We start from the raw sequence: 11,597 nt of genomic DNA on the forward strand, positions 1-11,597 counted from the left end.
ATCCGCTTCGAGATCCTGCAGTTCCTGCTCACGCACCCCGGGTGCATCACGGGCAGCATCGTCGACCACCTGCCGCGCTCGCAGGCGACGGTCTCGCAGCACCTGAAGGTCCTCAGGGACACCGGCTGGGTGGACGGAACGGTCGAGGGGCCCGCCACCAGCTACTGCCTGCACGAGGAGAACATTGAGTGGTTCAGGACCAAGGTCGGAGAGATCTTCTGAGCGCGGCCGCCGTCGATTTTTTTTGCACTCTATGATCGTGAGATTACGATGATAACTCTGTCGATGCCCCGCGGAACCCGCACCGAGGAGCTTCCGGTCGCGATCATCGGCGCGGGGCCGGTGGGACTCACCGCGGCGCTCCACGTCGCCGAGCGGGGCATGCGCCCGCTGATCCTCGAGGCCGGCGAGGGCCCGGGAACGTACGTGCGGGACTGGGCACACGTGGGGATGTTCTCGCCCTGGGAGTACAACGTCGATCCGCTCGCGCGGCGAGTCCTGGGCGACGCCGGTTGGGCGGCGCCGCCGGACGATGAGCTTCCCACGGGCGCGGAGTTGGTCGAGCGGTTGATCGAGCCCCTCGCGGACCTCCCGGCGATCCGGTCGGCGATCCGGTACGGGCGCCGGGTGGTCGGAGTGAGCCGCTCCGGCATCGACAAGCTCAGCGACCGCGGGCGCGAGGACGCGCCGTTCGTTATCCACTCGCGGGGTGAGGATGGCGTCGAGGAGCGGTTTCTCGCGAGCGCGGTGATCGACGCGTCAGGGACGTGGGGCAACCCCAACCCGCTCGGCTCGGCGGGCCTGTCGGCCCTGGGTGAAGCCGAGCACGGCGATCTCATCTCCCGCCGCATCCCCGACGTGTCGGGGGCGGAGAGGGGGCGCTACGCCGGCCGCCGGGTGCTGGTCGTGGGCGCGGGCGATTCCGCGCTGAACGCCCTGCTGGACCTGTGCGCGCTTGCCGAGCAGGAGCCGGCCACGGAAGTCGTGTGGGCGCTACGCGGGTCGGAACCGCGGTTGGGCAACGGCGCCGCCGACCAGCTCCCCGCGCGCGGCTCGCTCGGCTCGCGCGTCCGGGAGCTGGTGGCGAGCGGCGCGATCGAGGTGGTGCCTGGATTCCGCACCGAGGCCTTGGAGGGAGGCTCCGGAGCGCTGCGCGTGCAGGGTCGCAACGGCACCATGATCGGCATCGACGAAATCATCGCGGTGACCGGCTTCCGCCCGGACCTGGACATGCTGAGGGAGCTGCGGCTGGCGATCGACCCCGCGGTGGAAAGCCCGACCCTGCTCGCGCCGCTGATCGACCCCAACGTCCACAGTTGCGGCACCGTGCCGCCGCACGGCTTCGCCGAGCTGTCACACCCCGAGCCGGGCTTCTTCATCGTCGGCATGAAGAGCTACGGGCGCGCGCCCACCTTCCTCCTGCGCACGGGCTACGAACAGGTGCGTTCGGTGGTCGCGGCGCTGGCCGGCGACCTGGACTCGGCGCGCGACGTCGAGCTGGTGCTGCCCGAAACCGGCGTATGCGGGGTCGCGTGACGGCGGGCGTCGTCTAGCCGGCGCTCCTCTGCTGCGCCCTGACCAGGCGAGTCAGCACCCGGTCGAAGGTCGCCGCGAAGGCGCGCTTGTCCTTGGGGCCGAACCCGCTCGGTCCACCCGTCTCTACGCCCGCGGCCCGCAGGCCGTCCATGAAGTCGCGCACCGACAGCCGCTCGCCCACGTTCTCCGCCGTGTACTCGGTGCCGCGCGGGTCGATGACCGCGACTCCCTTCTCCACCAGCCGCGCGGCGAGCGGGATGTCCGCGGTGATGGCGAGGTCTCCGGGCTCGGCCGCCTCGGCTATGTAATCGTCAGCGGCGTCGGGGCCGCCCGCGACGGTCTCGGCGCTGACGAAGCGGTTGTTGGCGGGTGTGTAGAGGCGCCGGTTGGCGACGAACACGGCCTCCGACTCGATGCGCGCCGCGGCCCGCGCCACTACATCCTTCACGTCGCGCGGGGCCGCATCGGCGTCGACCCAGATCTTCATGCGTTTGCGCTCCCCCGTCTGAGACTCCCGGCTTGGCCGGCAATCTTAGCCGGGGGAACACGCCGGCCGAAACGGTCCGGCGGCCGGGCTAGCTACCCACCACCACCCGGCCCGACATCACCGACCTCCCGTGCACGGTGCAGAAGTACGTGTACTCCCCCGCGTCGGCGAAGGCCTTCTGGAAGGATCCGCCCGTCTGGGTCGACGAGTTGCCGATCGCGTCGTCGTCGAAGGTCACGTTGTGCGGGTTCGATCCGCCCCAACTCCACGTCACCGTCGCTCCGGGAGCGATGGCGTTGGCCGGCGGCGCGAACCGGTTGTCGAGCACGCTGACCGATGTCGTCTGCGTGGGACCCTCGTCATCGGGGGGGCCGGCGGCGTCGCTGCAACCGAATGACAGAAGCGAGGTCGCGAGGACCGCGGCGACCGAGGTGCGGCCGAGCGCGGGAATGCGGCTGAGAATCGTCATGCTCCGGGTTCTCCTGTGCCATGTCTTCGTCGACGGAGTTGATCTCGAACCGTCAGACTCCGTCGCCGATGCTTGTCCGAGCCCGTTTCCGCTCGTACGCTTTCTTGGATGACAGTTCGATGTTCGATCGTTTAACATCGTACTATCGACGAAAGTTCCGCTGCAGGGGTTGCAGGTGGGTCGGGGCGCCGGGGGGAGGCATGTCTTGATGGTCCGCAATTCCAGGGAAACCGCTAGGCGCCGTCGCGCGCTCAACACCTTCGTCAAGTTCATGCGCGCCTACGCTTCGGTGACCGCTCGCCTCGAGCCGGAGATCACGAAGCACGGAGTGACGCGGACCCAGTTCGAGGTGCTCGAGGCCCTGCTGCACCTCGGTCCCATGAACCAGCGCCAGCTCGGCGAGAAGATCCTCAGCTCCAAGGGCAACATCACCACGGTCCTGGACAACCTGGAAAGGGACGGACTGGTCGAGCGCCGTCCGGTCGAGGGTGACCGGCGCCAGAAGCTGGTGGCGCTGACCGCCGCCGGCAGGAAGCGCATCCGCAGAATCTTTCCGCGTCAGGCCGACGCCATCGTCCGCGAGTTCGGCACGCTCACCAGCGAAGAGCAGCGGACGCTGGGAGAGCTGTGCAGAAAGCTCGGCCGCGGCGCGTAGGCCTCAGAAATGCCGCTCGGCGGCGATCGCCAGAAACGATTCCTGGTGAGGCGCCCGTGGCGGCTGCTCGGATGCTTCGCCCCAGAATCTCCGAGCCTCGACGGACAGGACGATGTCGGCCCCGAAGCGCCACCTCGCCTCAGCGGTCGCCAGTGCCGCCCCGGAGTACCTGTCCACGAACAGACCTGACTGGAGCGAGCCGTCCTGGGTCAGGAGGCGCCCGCCGACGTACACGTCGTTTTCCTGGGCCGTTGTGGCTTCGGTGCCGCGGCTATCGTAGGAGTACTCCAGGAACACGCTGGCGAAATCCCGCGGAGCGAACTCCACGCCCCCGACCGCCGCCGAGTAACGGGACAGTGCGGAGCCCCGCGTAACCGCCTCGGCCTTGACCAGCCACCGACTCGCGGTCCACTGCACGTCGATCATGGTCCTGTTCACGACATCGTAGTGCGGGATCCAGACCGTATCGCCGGACTGCTCGAGTCGCGGGTCGCGGCCATTGCCGTAGAAGAACGCCAATCCCGCGTCCCACGCCCGCAAGGAGTGCGACCAGCGCGCGGCCAGGTCCGGGTGGAATCTCCCCGAACCCGCCTCGAATACGGCCGTTTCATCGGCCACGGGCAGCGGAGACGAGAGGCGTCCGGACCGCCCATGGAAAGGTCGGGGCCGAAAGAAGGGCAGCAGGAAGGCCTCGAGAACTCCCCAGTCCATGAACGCCTTCGCCGACAGCATGGGCTGAGCGAGCTTGTCGTAGCCCCGGATCGTCGCGGTGGGCTCTCTTTGATTGATCTCGTCGATCAGATGGCGAGACTCCGCGGTCCCCCAGAAAACCTCCCGTGACCCGACGACGAGCGCCCAGCGATTCCATGCCCTGGTCCAGCTCAGGTCCCGGAAATCCAGCCGGGACCGTCCATCGGCCAGGAGGTCGAGCCGCAGGAACGGCTCTACCGTTAGCGACTGGCGCCTGTCATCCCATTGCCAGGTCGCCCGCGCCCGGACGCTGAGATCCACCTCGCCGTGGGCCGAGCCGGCGAGCGCGTCTCCACCGTGCATCCTCAGCGACGAGGAGACGCTGCCGTCCCACTGCGCCGAGGCCGCGGCGGGGAGCGCCACCCCGGCGCACACCAGCGCGAGCAGCGCGACCGAAGCCGATTCGTGCCAGCGAGTTTCGCACGCCCGCTTCGCCATTCAACGCGCCCGGCCGAGGGCCCCGCGGGCGAAGTCCCGTTCCGTCAGCCCGTCCTCGAAAACAAGATCCCGCCAGATCAGGGTCGTGCTCTTGCCCGTGGCGTGGTTCCGCATGTGCATCTCGGCGGGGCGCCAATGGCGGTCCTCGTATCGGCGATAGTTCCTCACGCGGAGAGTCTTGAGCGGCTGATCCTTCCGGTCGTAGTAGTCGATGCGCAGAACCCGGTACTCCAGGCTATCCACCCACATCACCTGCCTGCCGTAGCCGGATGCCGGGTCCACCGGGCGCCGCTCCACGACGAAGGAGTCGAGGCCGTCCAGGGCCTCCTCGCGCACGTACCGGTATCGGTACCTGTCCACCCCCTGCGCGCCGATGTCCTCGTACGCGAACTCGCTGCCCATGAACGAGGAGGACTGGCTTCCGGAGGCGACGCGCTTCACGCGCTTGAACGCGGGCAGGTAGATCCACTGGTCGTCCGAACGATCGTGATGGGAGTGCGTGAGCAGGGTGGTTCCCTGCAGGTCGGAGGGACTGTCGAAGACCACGAGCGTCTTGTCACCGTCGTCCGTTCCCTCGAGCGTCGAGGTTCGCAGCTCGCGAGTCCGCTCGTCGCCATCGGCGTCGCGGAGCACCATCGTCAGGCGCGCCGAGAAGTCGTGCCAGCCGCGGTCCCTGGCCTCTGCCTCGACCGCGATCGCGCGCCCTCGCCGCGCCTCGGCGGTCGCTTCCTGAGCGGACAGAGCGGCCGTGGATCCGGGCGCCGCGACCGCCCCCAGACCGGCGAGGGCGACGAGGGGGAGCGCTCTGGACGCGCGACGTCCCAGCGCGTCGGCGGCGCGCAGGACCAGTGGTAGAAGCAGCAGGTCCGCCGTCACGGCCGCCAGCGCGCTGACCGCCGTGAGCATGCCGATCAGGAACAGCACCTCGAACTGGGAAAGCATGAGCAGGCTGAATCCGGCCACGATCAGCGTGCTGGTCAGCAGTACCGTGGCCCCCGCGCCGGCCAGGCTTTCGTCCAGCGCCTCGGTCAGGTCCGCGCCGCGGTCGAGCGCGCCTCGCAGGCGACCCAGCAGGTGGATCGTGTCGTCCACCGCCAGCCCGAACGCGATCGAGAACACGAGGATCGTCGACGGCTTGAGGTCGAACCCGCCCAGGCGCATGACGCCCAGCAGTACCAGCAGCGGAAAGAAGTTGGGGATCAGCGCGAGCAGCGCTCGGGGGACCGACTTCAGCATCACGACCATGATCGCGAAGATCAGTATGACTGTCAGAGCGAGGCTCGGCCCGAAGCTCCTCAGCAGCCTCGCGGTGAAGTCGCTTACCATGGTGACCAGTCCCGTGGTGGTCGCCTTCCCCACCGGAGGAGGATTGGCCTCGATGTATCGGTCGATGCGGCGCAGGATTGGCTGAATCCGCTCCGAACCCGCGTCCCGGACCGTGAACATGGACTGGGCCACGCCGTCGTGCTGCCGATAGACGTCGTCGGCGAACCCGTCGTCTTCCAGGGAGGCCAGGAACAGCAGCTGACCCGCCTCGTCGCTGCTTTCCGGAATCGTACGATCATCGTCCGAGCCTTCCAGGAACGCGCCCCTGAGCTGCTTGAACAACTCAGGTGGCCCCACCGCGGCGGTGACGACGGGATCGGCGCTGACGGTCTTCTGCAGGTCGTCCATCCAGCGGAGCATCGACGGATCGTGGAGCGGCGTCTCGCCATCCTGCTCCAGGAACACGTTGATCTGGAACAGACCGAAGCCGGAGGCCTCTATCCAGCGCAGGTCACGCATTATCTCGGAGCTTTCCTTGTAGTCGTCGACCATGAAGGTGTTCTCCCGCAGACCTGCCGCTCCGACGATGCAGGCCAGTCCCACCAGCCCGAACGCGGCGGCGATGCCCGCCGAGGGGCGGCGGGCCCTCCGGGCGGCCGCGTTCGCGATGCCGCTGAGCACGGAAAGGGCGGACACAGAAGTGTCCGCAACCGCGGCGGACCGCGAGCCGGCGAGCAGAACCGGTAGAGCCGTCATGCTGAAGGCGTAGGTGAGCAGGATCGCGAGCGCGGTGAACAGCCCGAAGTCCACCACGATGCCGATCCCGGTCCCGGCCAGACTGAGAAACCCTACAGCGGTCGTGATGGAGGTGTAGAAGCAGGGCATCGCCATGTCGCCGAGCGCGGCCACGGCGGCGTCGGAGTTCGACGCCTCGGGCCGCAGGCTCCTGAAATGCTGTACGATGTGGATGGAGTCGCTGACCCCCACCACGAGCACGACGATGGGGATGAAGCTCGTGAGCATCGTTATCGGTTTGTCGAGCAAGCCCATCACGCCCAGCGTGCACAGGTAGCCCGGCACCACCGATGCCAGAGAGAGCAGAACCAGTCGCACTCGGCGAAACGCGATCCAGAGCAGCGCGAAGGCCAGGATCAGCCCGCCGCCCAGGAAGACCAGAATGTCGGCCTGAAGCAGGCGCGGAGACCGGGAGCGGAGCAGGGGGATACCGCTGAGCGCGATGCTCGCCCCGTCGAGGTCCAGCGAGTCGAGTCGGGCCGTCAGCGCGGCCTCGGCCTCACGTCGCTGGCGGTCCTCGTTGCGGGCCTCCGGAAGGTAGCCGTGCACGCCGAACGCGGTCTGGTCCGCGTTCCACAGGTAGCCCGTGTACAGCGCGTCGTCGCGGTGCCGCTCCAGGGTACGCAGGACGTAGTCATCGCTCAGACTGTCGACGTCGACCAGCGGGTGTATGCTGAGCGTCCTCTCACCGTCCAGCTCGACCTGATCCGCGACGGTGACCCCGCCGATCCATTGCACGTCCTCGAGGCCGACTTCCTCGAACTGCGTCGCGATCCGCTCGAGCTCCCCGTAGAGCGCCTCCCCGGGCGAGTGCCGACTGCGCCAGAAGGCCGAGAACCTCGTGTCTTCCTTGGAGAAGGCGAGCTTGTAGTCGTCGTACGTCGCGCGAGCCGCGCCCCACGAGGGGATGAACTGCTCGACGTCGACATCGACCCGCACGCGCGAGGCGCCTATCAACGCCGCGACCGTGATGCCGCCCGCCGCCGCCAGTACCAGGGCGCGCCTTGTCAGCAGCCAGGCGAAATAGCGCTCGCTCCGCCGGGGTCGTGGTTCGGTTGGATCCGCGGTGTGCCCGCTCAACGCGCTCTCCTCGCAGCGATGAAGTGACGCCACCATCTGGGTGGAGCCTCGCTGGATGATGCGCCCGGGGAGGGTACAGGCCGGCGGCAGCGATTACGTAGTCGAGGTTGGGAGACTACGCAGGCACGGCGCAGGTTTCCGGGTCAATGCACAGGTCGCTGACGTTAAGGAATCCCCCACTCGCGGCAACCAGCTTTCAGACAGGGCGGGTACCAAGGCGCCGGAAGCGCTCCCCCGCACGAGCCCGACGCCCTGCATGACCCCCGACTCCTCGTGGTCCGACGGCCGCAACGGCGGACGTCTCCTCACGAAGTTGCAGGGCCGCTCCTTGCCCACCGAATCCATCCCATCACGCCGGAGGCCAATCATGACGAAGGACGGCGGCTCGAAGAACGTCGGCACTACCACAGAGCTCGAACACCACATCGACCTGGACCTGCACGAACAGGTCGAGGCCCAGGCAGCGCGCGCCGCGGCGCTCGAGGAGGCGGCGCCTTGGGCGCTGGGGGTGCCGATCCAGCCGCTCCCGCTTCCACCGTGGCTGCTCCAGGCGAGCGGCCTGTACGAATGGAAGTGGTCGCTACGGCCCATCCCACTGCCCCTGCCCCTCCCGGTCCGCCCGCCCAGTCCCGGTGGGGCGGAGGCGGAAGAGGAAGCCATCGAGCCGGAGATCACGGCCGCCGAGTCGGTCACAGAGGCGCTCGAGACGTCGGCGGCGGCGCCGTGGTTCCGCCGTGAGGAGCTCCGTCTCGACGTGGACGGCCGCTATCCGCTCTTGAAGGCGAGCGGAACCATCACCAGCGGGCTCGCTACCCGCGTCCACTGGATCGCGGACTTGCGGGCCATCGGGGCCAACACCTACGCCGGCTCGATCTGGTACAAGAACGGTGACACTGCGTGGCTCCCTCATTCAGGTCTCACGATCCAGGTCACGAAGTCGTGGTTCCCGGGCAACCGCCGAGTCGTGGTCCGCTTCACGGGCCGCGGCGTGCCCACGCGCGTGCGGCAGTACCGCTGGCTGTCGCCTTACGCGCACCCGGTGGACTTCGAATACGACTGCGTCGCGGGTACGACGGCGGTCACGAACATCAACACCGGCGACCACCCCAACCGGCCCCCGGGCTTGCCGGCCGAGAACCTCACCATCGATACGGTCTTCCGCCGGGCCGGCCTCCAGGTGACCTCCTCGACGGGAGGGCTGCCGATCGGGGGGGCCGGTCCCAACGCCCGCTGGAGCGACATGGAGATGCACGACGCGATGCAGATCTACTGGTCGCGCTTCGCCGACCAGCCGCAGTGGGCCATGTGGGTCCTGTTCGCCGCGCTCCACGACGCGGGCACGGGCCTGGGCGGCATCATGTTCGACGACATCGGCCCGAACCACCGCCAGGGCACCGCCATCTTCAACGACTCCTTCATCAACAACGCGCCGGGCACCGACCCCAACGGGGCGGCCTGGGTGCGTCGTATGAAGTTCTGGACCGCCTGCCACGAGATGGGGCACGCGTTCAACCTCGCGCACTCGTGGCAGAAGGCCCTGGGAACACCGTGGATTCCGCTGGCGAACGAGCCGGAGGCGCGGAGCTTCATGAACTATCCCTACTACGTGTCGGGCGGGCAGGCGTCGTTCTTCGCGGACTTCGAATTCCGGTTCAGCCCCAGCGAGCTCCTCTTCATGCGGCACGCCCCCGCGCGCTTTGTCCAGATGGGGAATGCCGACTGGTTCGATCACCACGGGTTCGAGCAGGCGAACGTCCTGCCCGGCTCCGCCTACGGGCTCGAGATCCGCGTGCACCGTAGTCTCGACTACTTCGAGTTCATGGAGCCCGTCGTGGTCGAGCTCAAGCTCACGAACACCTCGACCCAACCGCTCATCGTGGAGGAGGCGATCCTCGAGCGGCCCGACGCGCTCACGGTCGTGATCAGGAAGCGGGGCGAGCCGGCCCGGCTGTGGAGGCCGCTGGCGCAGTACTGCCATCACGGCGAGCAGAAGGTCCTCGTCCCCGGGGAGTCGCTGTACGCGCCGCTCCGGATCGGCACCGGCGTCGGCGGCTGGGAGATCGACGAGCCCGGCATGTACGATGTCCAGGCGTCGCTCCGGATCGGCGAGGAGGACGTCGTCTCGAACGCCCTCCGGGTCCGCGTGGCGCCGCCCCGCAGCTACGAGGAGCAGTTCCTGGCGCAGGACTTCTTCACCGAGGACGTGGGGCGCGTGCTCGCGTTCCACGGCAGCCGCCACCTGGAAAAGGCGAACGACACGCTGCGGGAGGTGGCCGATCAGCTCGACGAACGCCGGGTGGCCGTCCACGCGCGGCTCGCGCTCGCCAACCCGCTCATGCGGGACTACAAGCTCCTCCAGGTAGAGGGAGAGACCGAGGGGTTCCGCGAGGCCCGGGCGGCCGGCGCCCTGGACGTGGTGAAGCAGTTCCAGGTCATCGGTGCGAAGCCAGACGAGGCGGAGCAGGCGCTGTCGAGAACGTTGATCGACGAACCCGAGATAGCGGCCGACACGCTCGGGCACATCGACTACCGGCAGGCGGTGGAGCAGTTCACCGAGTTCCTCGCCGAGGAAGGCAACCCCATGGCGGCGGTAGAGACCCTGGAGACCGCCAAGGAAACGCTGAGCGACAGGAACGTGCTCCCGTCGGTGGTGCAGGAGATGGACGCGCGACAGAAGGCCTACGCCAAGGCCGGCAAGTCCCGGACGAAGTCCAGCAACAGGGCCAAGAAAGCGAAGAAATAGCGGAGGCGCATGGCCACCCGGGAGCGGCGGCTGCACGTGGCGCTCCAGGACGGGTTCGACGACGAGCCCGTCCTGGTGCGCGTGGACGGCGAGGAGGTGTACCGCCGCGAGGCCGTCCGGACCGACTATCGGATCAGCCTGGCCGACTCGTTCGACCACCCGGTCCCCGACGATTCGGTCATGTTGGAGGTAACGCTGCCGCGGCGAGGTCTCTCGGACTCCCTGCGCGTGGACGTCGGGGCCACCCCTCATGTAGGCATCTCGTGTGTCGACGGAGCGATCAGGTGGCGCCCCTCGAGCGAGCCGTTCGGATACGTGTGAGATGCGGTGTCTGGCCCCGCGGTGCGCGCTACCCTCTTTCCGGGCCCGCGACGTCCAGATCGTGCCGCAGCCTGCTTCGCGCTCGGGATAGCGTGACACAGGAGACATTGGCGGTCGTCCCGAGCGCGCGGCCGATCTCCTGGTGCGTGAGCCCTCCCAGCTCCCGCATGAGCAGCACCGCGCGGTAGCGCGGCGGGAGCAACGCGATCGCTCGCTCCAGCGCGATCAGCTCGACTTGCGTATCCGGTGATCCGGGGGCCTGTGCCTCGTAGGCGAGCGAAGATTCGCGGCGACGGCGGCGGGCCCGAACCGCCATGCGCGCCCGCAGGATCGTGACCCGCCGGAGCCAACCCCACAGCGGGCAGCGGCACTCGAACGTGGCGATCGATTCCGGCAGGCGGAGGAAGACGTCCTGCACGACGTCCTCGGCCTCCATCGCCGACCCCGTGACGGCCAGTGCGACCCGTTTCATCGGAGCGGCGTAGGTCTCGAACAAGCTCGCGAGCGCCTCGCGGTCCCCGGCGCCCACGGCCTGAACCAGGGATCTTTCCTCGACATCGAGCGCGGGTGGAACGCAGGTGCTCGACATCAGACCAGCCGAGAACGCTCGTACGAAAAGCACAGACACGGATACGGCACCGCGCCGCTTCCATCGTTAACCCGCAGAGGCGACCTGTCCAGGGGCACGCGGAGGGGCTCCTACAGCCGGGGCGATCCGACGGAGCGGAGGACTTGGGGGAGGCGCCTTCCGCGGCGTGTGAGAGAGCCTGCGAGCAAGCCACGTGCCTACTCGAGGTTGCTACCACTTGATGGCGACGCAGGGCGAGGACTGGCGATCTGCAGGTCAACCGAGCGGTTGTGGAAGGATTGGTCGGCCGGTGGCTTCGCGCCGCATTAGCTACGGGCCGTGGACCTGGCCGGAATCGAACCGGCGACCCCCTGCTTGCAAAGCGTAAACCACGCAACCGGCAAACGCTAGTTCGCCCACAACCACGGCGGATTCCCGCGAAGTTGTGCCCACTGGCGTCCGTCCGCGTCCGTAGGAACGAGTGGGCTA

Annotated in this window: 10 protein-coding genes; 5 read left to right on the forward strand and 5 right to left on the reverse strand. The window is 68.3% G+C overall.

Features of this window, described 5'->3' with window-relative positions; genetic code table 11:
• Both ABFS34_14175 and ABFS34_14180 read left to right on the forward strand, forming a co-directional pair.
• Window positions 1-222 (forward strand): winged helix-turn-helix domain-containing protein (locus tag ABFS34_14175; GenBank protein ID MEN8376590.1); only part of this gene is annotated, 222 nt, incomplete at its 5' end.
• A 63-nt stretch (window positions 223-285) separates the two neighbouring features.
• Window positions 286-1,536: an FAD-dependent oxidoreductase gene (locus ABFS34_14180; GenBank protein MEN8376591.1), complete on the forward strand. Its 1,251-nt coding sequence runs from the start codon at window positions 286-288 to the stop codon at window positions 1,534-1,536.
• A 13-nt stretch (window positions 1,537-1,549) separates the two neighbouring features.
• On the opposite strand, the gene ABFS34_14185 is transcribed toward ABFS34_14180, so the two are convergent.
• Window positions 1,550-2,023 (reverse strand): YaiI/YqxD family protein, encoded by a 474-nt coding sequence (locus tag ABFS34_14185; GenBank protein ID MEN8376592.1) that lies wholly within the window; start codon window positions 2,021-2,023, stop codon window positions 1,550-1,552.
• Window positions 2,024-2,111: 88 nt separating this feature from the next.
• Window positions 2,112-2,492: a plastocyanin/azurin family copper-binding protein gene (locus tag ABFS34_14190; GenBank protein MEN8376593.1), complete on the reverse strand. Its 381-nt coding sequence runs from the start codon at window positions 2,490-2,492 to the stop codon at window positions 2,112-2,114.
• A gap of 208 nt (window positions 2,493-2,700) precedes the next feature.
• Here ABFS34_14190 and ABFS34_14195 point away from each other — a divergent pair, with 208 nt between their 5' ends.
• Entirely contained in the window at window positions 2,701-3,147 is a 447-nt protein-coding gene (locus ABFS34_14195; GenBank protein ID MEN8376594.1) for a MarR family transcriptional regulator, read from the forward strand.
• A 3-nt stretch (window positions 3,148-3,150) separates the two neighbouring features.
• Here the strand turns inward: ABFS34_14195 and ABFS34_14200 are convergent, their stop codons facing one another.
• Both ABFS34_14200 and ABFS34_14205 read right to left on the reverse strand, forming a co-directional pair.
• The gene (locus ABFS34_14200) at window positions 3,151-4,335 is read right to left on the reverse strand and encodes a hypothetical protein (GenBank protein MEN8376595.1); all 1,185 of its coding nucleotides are present in this window, start codon (window positions 4,333-4,335) and stop codon (window positions 3,151-3,153) included.
• On the reverse strand, window positions 4,336-7,476 hold the full coding sequence (locus ABFS34_14205) for an outer membrane lipoprotein-sorting protein (GenBank protein ID MEN8376596.1): 3,141 nt from the start codon (window positions 7,474-7,476) through the stop codon (window positions 4,336-4,338).
• A 367-nt stretch (window positions 7,477-7,843) separates the two neighbouring features.
• Between ABFS34_14205 and ABFS34_14210 the strand changes: the two genes are divergently transcribed.
• The gene (locus tag ABFS34_14210; GenBank protein MEN8376597.1) at window positions 7,844-10,219 is read left to right on the forward strand and encodes a hypothetical protein; all 2,376 of its coding nucleotides are present in this window, start codon (window positions 7,844-7,846) and stop codon (window positions 10,217-10,219) included.
• 9 nt (window positions 10,220-10,228) lie between these two features.
• A complete protein-coding gene (locus ABFS34_14215; GenBank protein MEN8376598.1) occupies window positions 10,229-10,540 on the forward strand; it encodes a hypothetical protein in 312 nt (103 codons plus the stop codon).
• A gap of 28 nt (window positions 10,541-10,568) precedes the next feature.
• Here ABFS34_14215 and ABFS34_14220 read toward each other — a convergent pair whose 3' ends face one another.
• A complete protein-coding gene (locus ABFS34_14220; GenBank protein ID MEN8376599.1) occupies window positions 10,569-11,129 on the reverse strand; it encodes a sigma-70 family RNA polymerase sigma factor in 561 nt (186 codons plus the stop codon).
• Window positions 11,130-11,597 lie beyond the last annotated feature (468 nt).

The sequence above is a fragment of the Gemmatimonadota bacterium genome (assembly GCA_039715185.1).
Classification (GTDB): Bacteria; Gemmatimonadota; Gemmatimonadetes; order Longimicrobiales; family RSA9; genus DATHRK01.

Bases quoted from the DNA above. Each gene is read 5' to 3' on its own strand.
- ABFS34_14180 (MEN8376591.1), top strand. From the start codon at position 286: ATGCCCCGCGGAACCCGCACCGAGGAGCTTCCGGTCGCGATCATCGGC.
- ABFS34_14185 (MEN8376592.1), bottom strand. From the start codon at position 2,023: ATGAAGATCTGGGTCGACGCCGATGCGGCCCCGCGCGACGTGAAGGAT.
- ABFS34_14190 (MEN8376593.1), bottom strand. From the start codon at position 2,492: ATGACGATTCTCAGCCGCATTCCCGCGCTCGGCCGCACCTCGGTCGCC.
- ABFS34_14195 (MEN8376594.1), top strand. From the start codon at position 2,701: ATGGTCCGCAATTCCAGGGAAACCGCTAGGCGCCGTCGCGCGCTCAAC.
- ABFS34_14200 (MEN8376595.1), bottom strand. From the start codon at position 4,335: ATGGCGAAGCGGGCGTGCGAAACTCGCTGGCACGAATCGGCTTCGGTC.
- ABFS34_14210 (MEN8376597.1), top strand. From the start codon at position 7,844: ATGACGAAGGACGGCGGCTCGAAGAACGTCGGCACTACCACAGAGCTC.
- ABFS34_14215 (MEN8376598.1), top strand. From the start codon at position 10,229: ATGGCCACCCGGGAGCGGCGGCTGCACGTGGCGCTCCAGGACGGGTTC.
- ABFS34_14220 (MEN8376599.1), bottom strand. From the start codon at position 11,129: ATGTCGAGCACCTGCGTTCCACCCGCGCTCGATGTCGAGGAAAGATCC.